Source organism: Noviherbaspirillum humi (assembly GCF_900188095.1).
Lineage (GTDB): Bacteria > Pseudomonadota > Gammaproteobacteria > Burkholderiales > Burkholderiaceae_D > Noviherbaspirillum > Noviherbaspirillum humi.
Genome location: NZ_FZOT01000012.1, coordinates 1 through 16,262 on the forward strand (window position 1 = coordinate 1; position 16,262 = coordinate 16,262).

Consider the following 16,262-nt stretch of genomic DNA (forward strand, 5'->3'; position numbering starts at 1 on the left):
CAGGGTCAGGCCGTAGCAGGCGAAGCCGCCGTCGCTGCCGAGCTGGCGGGCAGCGGTGACGACGCCGGCCAGTTCGTGCCAGCTGCCGTCAGCGAACTTGAGGGCGATGGCGGCGGGCTGGCCGATGAGGTCCTTGAGTTCGAGAAAGGCGTCGGTGGACAGGCAGTGCAGCTCGCAGCGGTAGCAGGCGGACAGGGCTTCGGCGGCTTCGAGGCGCTGCGGCAGGAGGAGATCGTCGGCGAGGCCGCTGGCATCGGCGAAGCGCAGGCGCAGGCTGCGCTGGTCTTGGGAGAAGGTGAGGAGGAAGGCATTGAGCAGCGCGGCGAGGTCGGGCATGGTTCATCCGGCAGGGTTGCAAAAAATGCAATGCGGGATGATAGCAAGGGGTCAATGCGGCGGCGATGAATTCGCGTACTCGCTGGCTTCCGCAGCGTCTAAGCAGTTCGAGTACTGGAAGCCTACCCAGCTCGCCATCGACGTGGCGGCCGGCATGGGCAGCATGTATTGCTCGACAATGGCACCGGCAAGCCCTTCCTCATCCGCTCGCGGCTGTTCATCGATGCGGAATTCCTCAGCCTGGCAAAGGCGATCAGCGCCGGGGAGCGGCCTGACTGAAGTCATACTCCCATATTCTTGGCGGCGGCTTTCGGTAGACTGCCTTCGTTGCCGATTCCCTATTGCTGACCGCTGCGCCTGCTCTGTTCCGGGCAAGGTCCTCCGCCTCGTCCGCCGGTGCCGCCTTCTCCACGACGATCCACTCAGGAGTGTCGCCATGCGCATGAATACGCCCGTCACCCATACCGAACGGCCGCTCAAGGATGGCGGCTGCATCGTTTCCAAGACCGACCTTTACGGCAAGATCCAGTACGTCAATCCCTATTTCATCGAAGTCAGCGGTTTCGCCGAGGAAGAGCTGATCGGCGCGCCGCAGAACATCGTGCGCCACCCCGACATGCCGCGCGAAGCCTTCGCCGACATGTGGGGCACCATCAAGGCCGGGATGCCCTGGACCGGCGTGGTGAAGAACCGCTGCAAGAACGGCGACCACTACTGGGTGCTGGCCAACGTCACGCCGGTGATCGAGAACGGCCAGCCGGTGGGCTACATGTCGGTGCGCACCAAGCCGAGCCGGGAGCAGGTGCAGGAAGCGGACAGCCTGTACCGGCGCATGCGGGAAGGCAAGGCGCAAGGCGTGGCGCTCAAGCACGGCAAGGTGGTGCATACCGGTCTTGCCGGACGCATTGCCGCCTTGACCGGCATCGGCATCGGCGCGCAGATCGCCTTCGGCATCGGCCTGTTTTGCCTGCTGGCGGTCGTCAGCGCGATCATCGGCTTGTCCGCCCTGCCTTCCGCAGCCTCATCGGCCGGCCTCTGGCTGGGCGGCACCACGGCGCTTGCCGTGGTGGTGGCGGCGGCGGTAGGCATCGGGCTGCATGCGAGGATCGTGGTCCCGTTGCGCGAGTCCATCCGGGTGGCACGCGCCATTGCCGGCGGCGATCTCACCATCCGGTTCGACGCCGACGGCACGGGCGACATGGGCCAGCTCTTGCGGGCGCTGCAGCAGATGAACGTGAACCTGTTCGCCATCATTGGCGACGTGCGTGCCAACGTCGAGAGCATCATGCAGGCCACCAGCGAAATCGCCAGCGGCAACCTGGATCTATCCTCCCGCACCGAGGCGCAGGCATCGAGCCTGGAGCAAACCGCCTCGAGCATGGAACAGTTCGCCAGCGCGGTGAAGCAGAATGCCGAAAGCGCGACGCACGCCAACGGGCTGGCGAGTTCCGCCTCCGGCGTGGCACAAAAGGGCGGCGAGGTGGTGAGGAAGGTGACCGACACCATGGCCGACATCAGCAGCTCGGCCCACAAGATCGTGGACATCATCAGCATGATCGACGGCATCGCGTTCCAGACAAACATCCTCGCACTCAACGCAGCCGTCGAAGCGGCGCGCGCCGGCGAGCAGGGCCGGGGATTCGCGGTGGTGGCTGCCGAGGTCCGCAACCTGGCCCAGCGGTCGGCAGCGGCGGCGAAGGAAATCAAGGGCTTGATCGACGTCTCGGTGGACAAGGTGAGCGCCGGCGCGACGCTGGTGGCCGATGCCGGACGCACCATGACCGAGATCGAGGAGTCCGTCGGCCGGGTCAGCGGCATCATCGGCGAGATCAGCCAGGCCTCGCAGGAACAGAGCGCCGGCATCAGCCAGGTGAATTCGGCGATCGCCCAGATGGATGAATCGACGCAGCAGAATGCCGCGCTGGTGGAGCAGGCGGCAGCGGCGGCCGCCAGCCTGGAAGGACAAGCCGCCGAACTGGCGCAGGCGCTGAGCGTGTTCAAGCTCGGCAATTCCGCAGCGTCAGGCATGCCGGCCCCTGCGGCCGTCCAACCGAGGCCGCAATTGCAGCCGGCGCCGGGCGGCGCTCACCGCCCGCTCCTGAATGCGCCCCGGGAAAGAAAGCGTTAGCGCAGCGCCAGGCCGGCTATCCGCGCTTCCGCCACCCCAAAGCCGCGCGCAGCGGCAAGGATCTGGTTCCAGGTGGTGGGATCGATCGGGATGCCAGCCTCGCTGCGCTCTGCGCGGTGGCGCCGTTCCGGTTCGCCCGGCATCTCGATTTCCGAGTGGCCCGGCAAGCGCCGGGTTTCCCTGACCCAGGCGACGAAGGCCTCGGCTTCGGCCTGCGCATCCGGCGCGTCGAAGGCCTGCGGGTCCATCACCACCGACAGCATGCAGTTGACGATGTCGCTGCCCTTCACCTTCGTTGTCTCATGCGTGGTGTAGCCGCCGCTGAGCGCGCCGGCGAACACTTCGCACATCACCGCCATGCCGGACCCCTTGTGGCCGCCGAAGGTCTTGAGCGACCCGAACGGCGCTTCGTGCATCACCTTCGGATCGGTGGTGGGATTGCCTTCATGGTCCATCAGGCAGTCCGCCGGCACCGGCACGCCGCGGTTATAGGCCACGCGCGTCTTGTTGACGGCGATGCTGCTGGTGGCAAAGTCGAGCACCAGCGGCTCCCTGCCCGGGCGCGGAAAGGCGGCGCAGAACGGGTTGGTGCCGAAGCGCCCGCCCATGCCGCCGAACGGCGCCACCTGGGCGAAGCCGGCCACATTCACGAAATGGAAGGACACCAGCCCGGCGGCGGCGCATTGCTCCGCCCAGTGGCCGATGCGTCCGATGTGATGGGAATTGCGCAGGCCGACGGCGGCCACGCCCAGCTTGCGGGCGCGGGCGATAGCATGCTCCATGGCTTCGGCGGCGATCACCTGGCCGAAGCCATGGCCGCCCTCGATGGTGAGCACGGCGCCGGCATCGCGCACTACCTGCGCATGGCGGTTCAGGACGAGGCCGCCCTCGCCTAATGCCCGGGCATAGCGCGGGATCATGCCGACGCCATGCGAATCATGGCCGGTGAGGTTGGACATGACCAGATGGTCGGCCACCAGGGCCGCCTCGCGCGCCTCGCTGCCGGCGGCGAGCCAGATGTCGCGCACGAAGGCGTTCAGTTCCGCCGGGAGGATGCGGATGTCGGTTGCTGCGGTTGTGTGCATGGTCTCGGAGCAGAAGAAGTGGATGAACGCGGACGCCGCCTGGCGTCCGTCCTGACATGGCGTCGTCGAGCCTCAGTCGAGCCTCGGTCGAGCCTCGGTCGAGCCTTAGTCGAGCTTGACGTTGGCGGCCTTCACCACCTTGCCCCATTTCGCGATTTCCTCGGCCTGGAAGGCAGCGAACTGCTGCGGCGCCATGCCGGACGGCTCGACGCCGAGCTTGGCCATCTTCTCCAGCACCTCGGGCTGCTTCAGGATCTTCGCCACTTCGGTGTAGAGGCGCTGCACGATGGGCTGCGGCGTGCCGGCCGGCGCGAACATCGCCTGCCACGACACCAGGCTGTAGCCCGGCACGCCGGCTTCGGCCATGGTCGGCACGTTGGGCAGGCTGGCCACGCGCTTGGGCGAGGTCACCGCCAGCGCCCGCACCCGGCCGCTCTCGATGAAGGGCGCGGCGACGACGGTGGTGTCGAACATCAGCGGCACCTGGCCGCCGATCACGTCCTGGATCGCCGGCGCGCTGCCCTTGTACGGGATGTGCACCATGTCGATGGCGCTGATGGTCTTGAACAGCTCGGCCGACAGGTGCTGCGAGGTGCCGTTGCCGGCGGAAGCGAAGGACAGGCTGCCCGGCTTGCTCTTGGAAGCGGCGACGATGTCCTGCACCGATTTCAGCGGGCTGTTGGCGCCGACCACCAGCACGTTGGCGTTGGTGCCGATCAGCGTGATCGGGGCGAAGGACTTGAGCGGATCGTAGGGCAGCTTGTACAGGCTGGCATTGATCGCATGCGAGCTGATGGTGCCGCCGAGGATGGTGTAGCCGTCGGCTGGTGCCTTGGCCACGAAGTCGGAACCGATGTTGCCGCCGGCGCCGGGCTTGTTCTCGACGATGATGCTGGTGCCGAGGGCCGGGCCGAGCTTCTGCGCAATCAGCCGCGCCAGGATGTCGGTGGTGCCGCCGGCCGGGAACGGCACGATGTAGGTGACGGGCTTGGTCGGCCACTTGTCGTCGGCATGGGCGGGGGCGGCGATGGCGACCAGGGCCAGGGTGGCGAGGGCGGCGGCGATCAGGGTGCGGCGTTGGGTTTTCATATTGTGTCTCCTTTGGTGCATATCAGGGAATTAGCGGAGCACTGCTCCGTGCTCGCGAAGCCGGCAGTGCTTCAAGCGCTGCCGTGGGGCGTAGCAGGGAATTCGCGACGCATGCGTCGCGCCTGCGAAGCCGGCCAGGCTTGCAAGCCTGGCCGTGGGGTGTTCGCGCAGCTAAGTAAGCTCCCTCCCCCTCAGGGGGAGGGACTTCCTTTATAGGTTTAAGGGGCGTTGCTCTTTATCTTTGAAATTCATAAGTCGTTTGCAATCACTCGCAGATTGCTCAAGTCACCGGCGCCGGATTGAACAACGCCAGCGAATTATGCAGCTTCCAGTGCTCGGCCCAGGTCTTCTTCCGCCCGCTGGCCACATCCAGCAGGAACTGGAACAGCTCCTGCCCCACTTCCTCGATGCTGGCGTCGCCGCTGGCGATCTTGCCGGCGTTGATGTCCATCAGGTCGTGCCAGCGCCGCGCCAGATCATCCCGCGTGGCCACCTTCACCACCGGCACCGCCGCCAAGCCATACGGCGTGCCGCGGCCGGTGGTGAACACATGCAGGTTCATGCCGGCGGCCAGCTGCAGCGTGCCGCAGATGAAGTCCGACGCCGGCGTGGCCGCATACAGCAAACCCTTCTTCAGCGCCTTCTCGCCCGGACGCACCACGCCCGAAATCGGGCTGGTGCCGGACTTGATGATCGAGCCCATCGCCTTTTCCACGATGTTCGACAGCCCGCCCTTCTTGTTGCCCGGCGAGGTGTTGGCGCTGCGGTCCACCCCGCCGCGCTTCAAGTACTCGTCGTACCACGCCATCTCCCGGATCATCGCCTGCGCCACGTCTTCGTCCACCGCCCGGGCGGTGAGCTGGTCGATGCCGTCGCGCACTTCGGTGACTTCCGAGAACATGACCGTGGCGCCGGCGCGCACCAGCAGATCCGACGCATAGCCCACCGCCGGGTTGGCGGTGACGCCGGAGAAGGCATCGCTGCCGCCGCACTGCACGCCGACCACCAGGTCGGAAGCCGGGCAGGTTTCGCGCTGCCGCTTGTTCAGCTCGACCAGGTGCTGCTCGGCGGTGCGCATGATCGAGTCGATCATGCTGTCGAAGCCGACATGCTGCTCGTCCTGCAGGCATACCAGGTCCGGCTCGTTCAGGCTCTGGATCGGGATGCCGCCCTTGGGGAACAGCCGCGCCGGCTGCAGCTTCTCGCAGCCCAGGCTGACCATCATGGCGCGCCCGCCGAAGTTGGGGTTGCGGGCGATGTTGCGCAGGGTGCGGATCGGGATCTCGGCGCCCGGCGCTTCGATCGCCACGCCGCAGCCGTAGATGTGCTCGATGGCCACCACGTCGTCCACGTTCGGGTACTTCGGCAGCAGCTCCTGCTTGATGCGTTTCACCGCGAAATCCACCACGCCGGCCACGCATTGCACGGTGGTGCTGATGGCCAGGAGGTTGCGCGTGCCGACGCTGCCGTCGGCATTGCGATAGCCCTCGAAGGTATAGCCTTCGAGCGGCGGCAGCGGCTCGGCGCGCTTGGTGGCGATGGGCAGATTGTCGAGTCCGCGCGCCGGCGGCATGGCCACCAGCGATTCCTCGACCCAGCTGCCGCGGGCGATGTCCTTCACCGCCGTGCCGATGGCGACGTTGTAGCGCAGGATGGGCTGGCCTTGCGGGATGTCGACCAGCGCCACCTTGTGGCCCTGCGGCACCCGCTCGAGCAGGGTCAGGCCGTCGTCGAAGACGGCGCCGGCCGGCAGGCCGCCGTCGTTGGCGACGATGGCCACGTTGTCGTTGGGATGCATGCTGATGCGGCGCGGCGCATCGGCTTGCCGTACCTCAGGAGAAGCGAGGGTGTCCATGGGTCTGCTTGCGTGGTGGCGTTGAGGGATGAAATCAGACGTCGATGCAGGAAGGCGGTTCAGAAGTTGCCTACCGCTTTCCTGCCTCTTTACCTATTTACTTCTCTTTACTTCTTTACTGCGGTCCGAGGCGGCGCATCAGCTCGGCCAGGTCTTCATGGTCCTGCGGCGTGCAATCGATCAGCGGCGCGCGCACCGGGCCGGCATCGTGGCCGGCCAGGCGGGCGCCGGCCTTGATGATCGAGACCGCATAACCGGCCTTGCGGTTGCGAATGTCGAGGTACGGCAGGAAGAAATCGTCGATGAGGCGGTTCACCGTGGCATGGTCCTCGGCGGCAATGGCGTTGTAGAACTCGACGGCGGTCTTCGGGATGAAGTTGAACACGGCAGAGGAGTACACCGGCACGCCCATGGCCTTGTAGGCAGCGGCATAGACTTCAGCGGTCGGCAGGCCGCCGAGGTAGGTGAAGCGGTCGCCGAGGCGGCGGCGCACCGCGACCATGTGCTCGATCTCGCCCACGCCGTCCTTGTAGCCGATCAGGTTCGGGCACTTGGCGGCCAGGCGCTCGAGCGTATCCACCGAGAAACGGCTGATGCCGCGGTTGTAGATGATGACGCCGAAGTCGACCGAGCGGCACACCGCTTCGACATGGGCTTCCAGTCCGTCCTGGCTGGCTTCAGTGAGGTAGTGGGGCAGCAGCAGGATGCCATGGGCGCCGAGGCGCTCGGCTTCCTGGGCGTAGGCGATGGCGGCGCGGGTGGGGCCGCCGGCGCCGGCGATGATGGGCACCTTGCCGCGGCAGGTCTCGACGGCGGTGCGGATGATCTCGGGATACTCCTGCGGGGTCAGGGAGAAGAACTCGCCGGTGCCGCCGGCGGCGAAGAGTGCGGAAGCGCCGTAGGGAGCGAGCCATTCCAGGCGCTCGATGTAGGTGCTGCGGCGGAAGTCGCCCTGCTCGTCAAAGTCGGTGAGCGGGAAGGACAGCAGGCCGGAGGACAGGATGGTCTTGAGTTCTTGGGGCGTGAAGCGCATGTGATGGCTCGCAAGGTTAGGGTTTATTAAAATCGAATCGAGTAGTTATCAGTCATCGTACAACTTAAAATGAAAAAAGGCTAGCGTCGAACTGCATATCAGCTTTGCGCCTGCGCCGCCTGCTGCGCCTTCAGCAGCCGGCTGCGACTGTTGTTCAGATGGTTGCGCATCGCCGCACGGGCGCCCTCGCCGTCGCCGCGGGCGATGGCATCGCAGATATCCTCATGTTCCCGCTGCACCCGGTCCAGATAATGATGGGCGGAATCCTCCACCAGTTCGGACAGATTCAGGCGCTTGCGCGGGATGACCGCATTGCCGAGGTGATTGATCATGTCGATGAAATAACGGTTACCGGTGGCTTCGGCGATCGCCTGGTGGAAGCGGAAGTCGGCGGCAACGCTGTCCTCGCCGCGCGCCAGGCACGCCTCGAACTCCCGCAGCGCAGTGCGGATGGCGGCGAGCTCTTCCTCGCTGCGGCGCTGGGCGGCCAGGCCGGCGCTCTCCGTCTCCAGGCTGATCCGAAATTCCAGCAGGGCCAGCAGGTCGCGCATGGTGCTGATGGTGGCCGGATCGAACAAGCCGCCGCGCCTGGCCTTCGGCTGCAGCACGAAAGTGCCCACGCCGTGCCGGGTCTCGACCAGGCCGGCCGCCTGCAGGCTGGAAATCGCCTCCCGCACCACGGTGCGGCTGACGCCCTGCTCCAGCATGATCTGCGACTCCGTCGGCAGCTTGCTGCCCGGCTCGAGCAGCCCGGCCCGGATCTTTTCCGTCAGCGCGGTGGCGACTTCCTGGGCGAGGCTCTGCGCGCGACGGCGCGGACGTGCAGCTTCGGTGGGTTTTTCCAGTACGGACATGGCATGGACGGGTAAAGAGTTAAGACATCGTACCACAAGACATTGCCTGCGGCACCGCAGCCAGGCTCGCAGGGCATTCACCACTGGCATGCAAGACACATTGCATGCTGGCATGGACCATGCTTTCCACAATGCAACCTTTTTGACCGCACTGATGGATTTCCGATGCTCATCTCCCAAACCCCGCGCCACGCCGCGCCCTCGGCAAAACCGGCGGCGACGCTCTCCGGCGAAACCTTCGGCATGCTGATCAACCTCTCCGGCCGCCGCCGCTTCACCTCGCAGCGCCTGGTGCTGTATGCGGTGCTGGCCAGCCAGGCGCACGACAATGCGCTGGCAACGGCGCGGGAAACGCTCGCCTTGTTCACCGATGCGCACACCGCGCTGGTGAAGGGCAGCGACATCTCGCCCGGCATCTTTTGCCACGAACTCGAAGACGCCTACTTCGGCCGCTCGCGCGGCGACGAGCAGATCCGGGATTTCATCAGTCTGGCGGGACGCGCGCTGGACGCGATCGAAGGCAATATGCGGCAGGCGCCAACGCTGCTGCAGGAACTGATCGCCCAGGCCACGCCCCTGCTTGCCACGCTCAACCGCATCACCCAGGTCTACGAGGAGCTGTCGCGCCGGCACGCGCAGCAGCTGAAGCGGCAGCTGCACGGCATCATGACGGACATCGAAGCCATCGCCAAGCAGGCGCGCATGGTGTCCTTCAACGCCCAGATCGTGGCGGCGCGGGCCGGAAACAGCGGCAAGGAATTTTCCGTCGTCGCGAGCGTGCTGTCGGACATCACCACCGAGATCGACAGCCTGGTGCAGGCCGCGCTCAACGCGGCGGTGTGACGGCGGTCTTGCCACGCATCATGAGCCTCCTCGCATGCGCAGCATCGCACGCACCATGACCGCGCCAAGCTTGCTTCCCATATTCATGGGGGCACAACAACAGTGCAAGGCAGGCAATCAATAATGATGCAACGCTCGAAAAGGAGGCGTTTTCTTCGATAGATCAAGTGGCATGCATTCTGCTAAACGATGACTGCGAGCAATCGTATTCATTGACCACTCAAGCAGGAGCCACCATGTCCCGTCGTCACGCCTTGAAACTCTCCCTCGCAAGCGCCATGACGCTTGCCGCGTTTTCCTGGACCCCGCAAGCATTCGCCGCCGACACCATCAAGGTCGGCATCCTCCATTCGCTGTCGGGCACGATGGCGATCTCCGAGACATCGCTGAAGGACGTGGCGCTGATGACCATCGAGGAGATCAACGCCAAGGGCGGCGTGATGGGCAAGAAGCTGGAGCCGGTGGTAGTCGATCCGGCGTCCAACTGGCCGCTGTTCGCCGAGAAGGCGCGCCAGCTGGTGACGCAGGACAAGGTGGCGGTGGTATTCGGCTGCTGGACCTCGGTATCGCGCAAGTCGGTGCTGCCGGTGTTCAAGGAGCTCGACAGCCTGCTGTTCTACCCGGTGCAGTATGAAGGCGAGGAGCTGGAGAAGAACGTGTTCTACACCGGCGCGGCGCCGAACCAGCAGGCGATCCCGGCGGTGGAGTACCTGATGTCCAAGGACGGCGGCGGCGCCAAGCGCTTCGTGCTGCTCGGCACCGACTACGTCTATCCGCGCACCACCAACAAGATCCTGCGCGCCTTCCTCAAGTCCAAGGGCGTGAAGGATAGCGACATCGACGAGGTCTACACCCCGTTCGGCCATGCCGACTACCAGACCATCGTCGCCAACATCAAGAAGTTCGCCGCCGGCGGCAAGACCGCCGTCATCTCCACCATCAACGGCGACTCCAACGTGCCCTTCTACAAGGAACTCGGCAATGCCGGCCTGAAGGCGACCGACGTGCCGGTGGTGGCCTTCTCCGTCGGCGAGGAAGAACTGCGCGGCGTCGACACCAAGCCCCTGGTCGGCCACCTCGCCGCCTGGAACTATTTCCAGTCGGTGAAGAACCCGGCCAACGACGCCTTCATCAAGCAGTGGAAGGCTTACGCGCTGGCGAAGAAGCTGCCGAACGCGAACACCGTGGTCACCAACGACCCGATGGAAGCCACCTATGTCGGCATCCACATGTGGAAGCAGGCGGTGGAGAAGGCCAAGTCGACCGATACCGACAAGGTGATCGCCGCCATGGGCGGACAGACCTTCAAGGCGCCGTCGGGCTATGAGCTGACCATGGACAAGACCAACCACCACCTGCACAAGCCGGTGATGATCGGCGAGATCAAACCGGACGGCCAGTTCAGCGTCGTGTGGAAGACCAAGGGCCCGATCCGCGCCCAGCCGTGGAGCCCGTTCATTCCGGGCAATGAGGGCAAGCAGAATATGTGAGTCGCGCTGGCGAACCATGAAGGATGTCCCCTCCCCTTCAGGGGGAGGGTTAGGGAGGGGGTGGGTTTCCACTGAGAGTAAAGGATGTTCTTTAAGTGCGAAGGAACCCCATCCCCACCCTCGAATACGCTTGCAAGCGCACTCCTGAGTGAGGTCGCGCAGCCAAGGTGACTTCCTCCCCTTGAAGGGGAGGGAACCGAGTAGTGGGTTGATCAACTTGAGCTGTACTTGCATGAGTACCAGCTCGTCACCCGGCTTCGCTACGCACACCACCGCCTTCTCACTGGTTCAACAACATCAACCGGTTCTACTCCCAGTCTCAAATCCCATGCCCTGCCTCCTCCGCCACCTCCTCCTCACCACCTGCCTGAGCCTCGCCCCCCTGGTCGCCCACGCAGCCATCAACGCCGCCCTGCTGCAGCCCCTGGCCGGCGACGATGCCGATGCCCGCATCGAAGCGGTCGGCAAGATCGGCGCGCTCGCGACGCCGGATGCGGTGCGGGTGCTCAATGCCCTCAGGAGCGACAACCTCTACGCCACTCCAGAAGGCAAGGTCTATGTGGTGGAAGACGGCAAGGCCTTCGATCCGGCCACCGACCAGACGCTGGCGCCGCCGGACGGCATCGACGGCATCACCATCAACAACCGCCTGCGCGGCGCCATCGATGCGGCGCTGTCCGGCCTGCGCCTGTTCTCCGACAAGCGCGAGGAGCGCCTCGCCGCCGCGCTCGACCTGCAGAAGAGCGCGGGCCCGGGCCAGCTCGAGACCATCAACAAGGCCCTGGCCAAGGAAAGCGATCCCGGGATCAAGGACATCCTGCAGCTTGCCGCCGCCACCGCCAGCCTGCAATCCGAAGATGCGGCGGTGCGCCGCGATGCCGTCAAGGCGCTGGCCGGCAGCACCAACGCCAGCCTGATCCCGGTGCTGCAGGCGATGCTGGAAAAGCAGCCCGACGGCAGCTACGCCGAGCCGGACGCCTCGGTGCGCGCCGCCGCCGACCTCACCCTGCGCGCCATCGCCAGCCGCATCGGCCGCACCGAATTCGCCGGCAACCTGTTCTACGGCGTGTCGCTCGGCAGCGTGCTGCTGCTGGCGGCGCTGGGGCTGGCCATCACCTTCGGCCTGATGGGCATCATCAACATGGCGCATGGCGAGCTGCTGATGATCGGCGCCTACACCACCTATGTCTGCCAGTCGCTGTTCCGCCATTACCTGCCCGGCGCCTTCGACTGGTATCTGCTGGCGGCGCTGCCCGCCGCCTTTCTCGTCGCCGGCGCCATCGGCATCCTGCTGGAACGCACGGTGATCCGCTGGCTGTACGGCCGGCCGCTGGAAACCCTGCTCTGCACCTGGGGCATCAGCCTGATGCTGATGCAGCTGGTGCGCTCGGTGTTCGGCGCGCAGAACGTGGAAGTCGCCAACCCGTCCTGGATGTCGGGTGGCGTCACCGTGCTCGGCACCCTGGTGCTGTCCTACAACCGCATCGCCATCATCATCTTCGCCCTGCTGGTGGTGGGCGCCGTGTGGATGATCCTGAACAAGACCCGGCTCGGCCTGTTCGTGCGCGCCGTGACGCAGAACCGGCGCATGGCCGACTGCGTCGGCGTGCCCACCGGGCGCATCGACATGATGACCTTCGGCCTCGGCTCCGGCATCGCCGGGCTCGGCGGCGTGGCGCTGTCGCAGCTCGGCAATGTCGGGCCGGACCTCGGCCAGGGCTACATCGTCGATTCCTTCATGGTGGTGGTGCTGGGCGGCGTCGGCCAGCTGGCCGGCACCGTGATCGCCGCCTTCGGCCTGGGCGAAGTCAACAAGTTCCTCGAACCGGTGGCCGGCGCGGTGCTGGCCAAGATCGCCATCCTCGTCTTCATCATCATGTTCATCCAGAAGCGCCCGCAGGGCCTGTTCGCCCTCAAGGGCAGGAGCGTCGAATGAATTCGCTGTTTTCCCGTCCCGCCTGGATCGCCATCCTGGCCTGCGCCGCCGTGCTGGCCCTGCTGCCGCTGTTCAACCTCGCCTTCCCCGCCGGCCATGCGCTGCACGTGTCGTCCTACAGCGTGGCCCTGGTCGGCAAGTTCATGTGCTACGCCATGGCGGCGCTGGCGCTCGACCTGGTGTGGGGCTATACCGGCATCCTCTCGCTCGGCCACGGCGTGTTCTTCGCTCTCGGCGGCTACGCCCACGGCATGTACCTGATGCGCGCCATCGGCCGCGACGGCGTCTACCAGAGCGACCTGCCCGACTTCATGGTCTTCCTCGACTGGAAAGCCTATCCCTGGTACTGGTCGCTGACCGATCACTTCTGGTGGGCCATGGCCCTGGTGGTGCTGGCGCCCGGCCTGCTGGCCTTCGCGTTCGGCTACTTCGCCTTCCGCTCGCGCATCAAGGGGGTGTACTTCTCCATCATCACCCAGGCCATGACCTTCGCCTTCATGCTGCTGTTCTTCCGGAACAATACCGGCTTCGGCGGCAACAACGGCTTCACCGACTTCAAGCGCATCCTCGGCTTCACCCTCACCGCGCCCGCCACCAAGGCGGTGCTCTACCTCGTCACCCTCGCCGCCCTGCTCGGCGCCCTGCTGCTGTGCCGCTGGATCACCACCTCCAAGCTGGGCCGGGTGCTGCAGGCGGTACGCGACTCGGAATCGCGCCTCATGTTCATCGGCTACAACCCGCTGCCCTTCAAGCTGTTCGTGTGGACGCTGTCGGCAGTGCTGTGCGGCATCGCCGGCGCGCTCTACGTGCCGCAGGTGGGCATCATCAACCCGTCCGAGATGTCGCCCGGGAATTCGATCGAGATGGTGATCTGGGCCGCGGTCGGCGGCCGCGGCACCCTGCTCGGCCCCATCCTCGGCGCATTCTCCGTCAACGGCCTGAAGAGCTGGTTCACCGCCGCCTTCCCCGACCTGTGGCTATATGCGCTGGGCCTGATCTTCATCGTAGTCACCCTGTTCATGCCGCAGGGCCTGGTCGGCCTCGCCAAGCGCCTGCCGCTGGCAAGGAGGAATGCATGAGCGATCTTTCCAAGCTCAAGGCGCTCGACGTCGAGCATGGCCCGGCCGATTATGGCGTGTCCTACGGCCATGTGAAGCGCGACGAGGTCGACACCAGCCACGGCGCCATCCTGTACCTGGAGGACGTCACCGTCTCCTTCGACGGCTTCAAGGCCATCAACCGCCTCAACCTCGACATCTCGGTGGGCGAGCTGCGATGCATCATCGGCCCCAACGGCGCCGGCAAGACCACCATGATGGACATCATCACCGGCAAGACCCGTCCAACCGCCGGCAAGGTCTTCTTCGGCCAGAGCATGGACCTGACGCGCATGGCCGAGCACGAGATCGCCCACGCCGGCATCGGCCGCAAGTTCCAGCGGCCGACGGTCTTCGAGCAGCACACCGTGTTCGAGAACCTGGAACTGGCGATGAAGATGAACAAGCGCGTCGCGCCCACCCTGTTCTTCCGCCTCGGCTCCGAACAGAAGGACCGCATCGATGCCACGCTGCGCCTGATCCGCCTCGCCGGCGAGGAAAAGCGCCTGGCCGGCCTGCTGTCGCACGGCCAGAAGCAATGGCTGGAGATCGGCATGCTGCTGATGCAGGAACCGAAGCTGCTGCTGCTCGACGAGCCGGTGGCCGGCATGTCCGACGCGGAAACCGCCCGCACCGCCGAACTGCTCAACGAGCTGCGCGGCAAGCATTCCATCATGGTGGTGGAGCACGACATGGGCTTCGTCGAGGAGATCGCCCGCGACGGCAAGGTCACGGTGCTGCATGAAGGCTCGGTGCTGGCGGAAGGCAGCATGAAGCAGGTGCAGGCCGACGAGCGGGTGATCGAAGTCTACCTGGGGCGGTAAGGCGGCCATTTGAAAAGCGCCGCCCCGTCCGATCGAACAACCATCCTCATGCCCAACTAACCATGCTCCAGGTCACCCGACTCAACCAGTACTACGGCTCCTCCCACACCCTGCGCGGCATCGACCTCACGCTCGCGAAAGGCGAATGCCTGGCCCTGCTCGGCCGCAACGGCGTCGGCAAGACCACGCTGCTGAAATGCCTGATGGGCGTGCTGCCGGCCGCCGGCGGCAAGGTGGCATTCAACGGTCGCGACATCACCCGGCTCACGCCCCACGAGCGCGCCGCCCTCGGCATCGCCTACGTGCCCCAAGGACGTGAAATATTCGCCCGCCTGACGGTGGAGGAAAACCTGATGATGGGCATGGCGGTCAAGCCGCGCGCCAAGGCCATCCTGCGCGACGACGTGTTCCAGCTGTTCCCGGTGCTGAAGGAAATGCGCCAGCGGCGCGGCGGCGACCTCTCCGGCGGCCAGCAGCAGCAGCTGGCCATCGCCCGCGCCCTGCTGTCGGATCCGCAGCTCATCATCCTGGACGAACCCACCGAAGGCATCCAGCCTTCCATCATCAAGGACATCGGCCGCGTCATCCGCATGCTGCGCGAGCGCGGCGACATCGCCATCCTGCTGTGCGAGCAGTATTTCGATTTCGCCCGCGAACTGGCCGACCGCTTTCTGGTGCTGTCGCGCGGCGAAGTGGTGGCCAGCGGCGCGCGCGAGGACATGGACGGCGACCGGGTTCGCCGTCATCTGGCAGTATAGGAACCTTTGCAAAAGACAAAGCGTTCCGCCACTGCATGAAGCGTTTCATCCACCTGTCCGATCCGGTGTCCGACGCGCCCGCCGCCCCGAGCTGGCGGGCGCAGCTGGCGCTCGGCTTCGCCGACGATGGCGGCACCACCCGCCTGGTCGAGCGCAGCCACAGCGGCCCCCTGCGGGTGCAGAAGCCGCTCTATCCGGAAGGCGCAGCGCCCTGCCATGCAATCGTGGTGCATCCGCCGGGCGGCGTGGTCGGAGGCGACCAGCTGGCGCTCGACATCCGCCTGCAGCCGATGGCGCACGCCCTGATCGCCACGCCCGGCGCGGCCAAGTGGTACAAGGCCAACGGCCGGCAATCGGCGCAGACGGTGACGATCGACATCGCCGCCGGGGCGGCACTCGAATGGCTGCCGCAGGAAACCATCTTCTTCGACCAGGCCGAAGTGGCGCTGGAGACCACCATCGCGCTGCACGGCGACGCCCGCTATCTCGGCTGCGAAATTCTCTGCTTCGGCCGCACCGCTTCCGGCGAGCGCTTCGACAGCGGCCGCATCGCCCAGCGCACCCGCATCACCCGCGACGGCAGGTTGCTCTGGCTGGAACAGGGCGCGCTCGATGCCGCCCTGCTGGGCAGCCCGCTGATGCTGGCCGGCAGGACGGTATGCGCCACCCTGATCGCCGTCGGCCCGGCGCTGCCGCCGTCGGTGCTGGCCCAGGTGCGGGAGTCGTGCGCCGCGCTTGCGCCGGAAGCCGACCTGTTCGGCGCGACGCAGATGAAAACCGTACTGGTGGTGCGCCACCTCGGCCAGTCGAGCGAGGTGGCGCGCCGCGTGATGCTGCAGGCGTGGCGAGTGCTGCGCCCCGCCCTGCTCGGGCGCGAGGCGGTGGTGCCGCGCATCTGGAACACATAGAACACACAGAAAGAACGAAAGGACAA

General features: G+C 66.0%; 14 protein-coding genes. 8 read left to right on the forward strand and 6 right to left on the reverse strand.

Annotated elements, in window-relative coordinates; genetic code table 11:
- On the reverse strand, positions 1-336 hold a 336-nt coding region (locus CHB88_RS16000; protein WP_281255027.1), incomplete at its 3' end, for a contractile injection system protein, VgrG/Pvc8 family.
- A gap of 436 nt (positions 337-772) precedes the next feature.
- Here CHB88_RS16000 and CHB88_RS16005 point away from each other — a divergent pair.
- On the forward strand, positions 773-2,464 hold the full coding sequence (locus CHB88_RS16005) for a methyl-accepting chemotaxis protein (protein ID WP_089400350.1): 1,692 nt from the start codon (positions 773-775) through the stop codon (positions 2,462-2,464).
- Here CHB88_RS16005 and CHB88_RS16010 read toward each other — a convergent pair.
- From CHB88_RS16010 to CHB88_RS16030, 5 genes are all read right to left on the reverse strand, one after another.
- Positions 2,461-3,549 (reverse strand): malate/lactate/ureidoglycolate dehydrogenase, encoded by a 1,089-nt coding sequence (locus CHB88_RS16010; protein ID WP_089400351.1) that lies wholly within the window; start codon positions 3,547-3,549, stop codon positions 2,461-2,463. The two genes, CHB88_RS16005 and CHB88_RS16010, sit on opposite strands and share 4 nt — an antisense overlap.
- A 105-nt stretch (positions 3,550-3,654) precedes the next feature.
- Entirely contained in the window at positions 3,655-4,638 is a 984-nt protein-coding gene (locus CHB88_RS16015) for a Bug family tripartite tricarboxylate transporter substrate binding protein (RefSeq protein WP_089400352.1), read from the reverse strand.
- A 280-nt stretch (positions 4,639-4,918) separates the two neighbouring features.
- Complete coding sequence (gene garD, locus CHB88_RS16020; RefSeq protein WP_089400353.1) at positions 4,919-6,493, reverse strand: galactarate dehydratase; 1,575 nt, start codon at positions 6,491-6,493, stop codon at positions 4,919-4,921.
- Between the two features lie 115 nt (positions 6,494-6,608).
- Positions 6,609-7,526: a 5-dehydro-4-deoxyglucarate dehydratase gene (gene kdgD / locus CHB88_RS16025; protein WP_089400354.1), complete on the reverse strand. Its 918-nt coding sequence runs from the start codon at positions 7,524-7,526 to the stop codon at positions 6,609-6,611.
- Between the two features lie 98 nt (positions 7,527-7,624).
- Complete coding sequence (locus CHB88_RS16030) at positions 7,625-8,380, reverse strand: FadR/GntR family transcriptional regulator (RefSeq protein ID WP_089400355.1); 756 nt, start codon at positions 8,378-8,380, stop codon at positions 7,625-7,627.
- A gap of 165 nt (positions 8,381-8,545) precedes the next feature.
- On the opposite strand from CHB88_RS16030, the gene CHB88_RS16035 reads away from it, so the two are divergent.
- The 7 genes from CHB88_RS16035 to CHB88_RS16065 all read left to right on the forward strand — a co-directional run bounded on the left by CHB88_RS16035 (position 8,546) and on the right by CHB88_RS16065 (position 16,236).
- On the forward strand, positions 8,546-9,223 hold the full coding sequence (locus CHB88_RS16035; RefSeq protein WP_089400356.1) for a methyl-accepting chemotaxis protein: 678 nt from the start codon (positions 8,546-8,548) through the stop codon (positions 9,221-9,223).
- 236 nt (positions 9,224-9,459) lie between these two features.
- Positions 9,460-10,713 carry an urea ABC transporter substrate-binding protein gene (urtA, locus tag CHB88_RS16040; protein ID WP_089400357.1) on the forward strand — a complete coding sequence of 418 codons (1,254 nt, stop codon included), beginning with the start codon at positions 9,460-9,462 and terminating at the stop codon, positions 10,711-10,713.
- A gap of 328 nt (positions 10,714-11,041) precedes the next feature.
- The gene (gene urtB, locus CHB88_RS16045; protein ID WP_089400358.1) at positions 11,042-12,649 is read left to right on the forward strand and encodes an urea ABC transporter permease subunit UrtB; all 1,608 of its coding nucleotides are present in this window, start codon (positions 11,042-11,044) and stop codon (positions 12,647-12,649) included.
- A complete protein-coding gene (gene urtC / locus CHB88_RS16050) occupies positions 12,646-13,728 on the forward strand; it encodes an urea ABC transporter permease subunit UrtC (RefSeq protein WP_089400359.1) in 1,083 nt (360 codons plus the stop codon). The genes urtB and urtC overlap by 4 nt, the downstream gene beginning before the upstream one ends.
- On the forward strand, positions 13,725-14,570 hold the full coding sequence (urtD, locus tag CHB88_RS16055) for an urea ABC transporter ATP-binding protein UrtD (RefSeq protein ID WP_089400360.1): 846 nt from the start codon (positions 13,725-13,727) through the stop codon (positions 14,568-14,570). The genes urtC and urtD overlap by 4 nt, the downstream gene beginning before the upstream one ends.
- A 62-nt stretch (positions 14,571-14,632) precedes the next feature.
- Positions 14,633-15,328, forward strand: a complete 696-nt coding sequence (gene urtE / locus CHB88_RS16060) for an urea ABC transporter ATP-binding subunit UrtE (protein WP_089400361.1) — start codon at positions 14,633-14,635, stop codon at positions 15,326-15,328.
- Positions 15,329-15,363: 35 nt separating this feature from the next.
- A complete protein-coding gene (locus CHB88_RS16065) occupies positions 15,364-16,236 on the forward strand; it encodes an urease accessory protein UreD (protein WP_089400362.1) in 873 nt (290 codons plus the stop codon).
- Positions 16,237-16,262: the final 26 nt, after the last annotated feature.

What these genes read in the sequence shown, in the direction of transcription:
- CHB88_RS16030 (WP_089400355.1), bottom strand. Translation starts at nt 8,380, where the DNA reads ATGTCCGTACTGGAAAAACCCACCGAAGCTGCACGTCCGCGCCGTCGC.
- urtC (WP_089400359.1), top strand. Translation starts at nt 12,646, where the DNA reads ATGAATTCGCTGTTTTCCCGTCCCGCCTGGATCGCCATCCTGGCCTGC.
- kdgD (WP_089400354.1), bottom strand. Translation starts at nt 7,526, where the DNA reads ATGCGCTTCACGCCCCAAGAACTCAAGACCATCCTGTCCTCCGGCCTG.
- urtD (WP_089400360.1), top strand. Translation starts at nt 13,725, where the DNA reads ATGAGCGATCTTTCCAAGCTCAAGGCGCTCGACGTCGAGCATGGCCCG.
- CHB88_RS16015 (WP_089400352.1), bottom strand. Translation starts at nt 4,638, where the DNA reads ATGAAAACCCAACGCCGCACCCTGATCGCCGCCGCCCTCGCCACCCTG.
- CHB88_RS16065 (WP_089400362.1), top strand. Translation starts at nt 15,364, where the DNA reads ATGAAGCGTTTCATCCACCTGTCCGATCCGGTGTCCGACGCGCCCGCC.
- urtA (WP_089400357.1), top strand. Translation starts at nt 9,460, where the DNA reads ATGTCCCGTCGTCACGCCTTGAAACTCTCCCTCGCAAGCGCCATGACG.
- garD (WP_089400353.1), bottom strand. Translation starts at nt 6,493, where the DNA reads ATGGACACCCTCGCTTCTCCTGAGGTACGGCAAGCCGATGCGCCGCGC.
- urtE (WP_089400361.1), top strand. Translation starts at nt 14,633, where the DNA reads ATGCTCCAGGTCACCCGACTCAACCAGTACTACGGCTCCTCCCACACC.
- CHB88_RS16035 (WP_089400356.1), top strand. Translation starts at nt 8,546, where the DNA reads ATGCTCATCTCCCAAACCCCGCGCCACGCCGCGCCCTCGGCAAAACCG.
- CHB88_RS16005 (WP_089400350.1), top strand. Translation starts at nt 773, where the DNA reads ATGCGCATGAATACGCCCGTCACCCATACCGAACGGCCGCTCAAGGAT.
- CHB88_RS16010 (WP_089400351.1), bottom strand. Translation starts at nt 3,549, where the DNA reads ATGCACACAACCGCAGCAACCGACATCCGCATCCTCCCGGCGGAACTG.
- urtB (WP_089400358.1), top strand. Translation starts at nt 11,042, where the DNA reads ATGCCCTGCCTCCTCCGCCACCTCCTCCTCACCACCTGCCTGAGCCTC.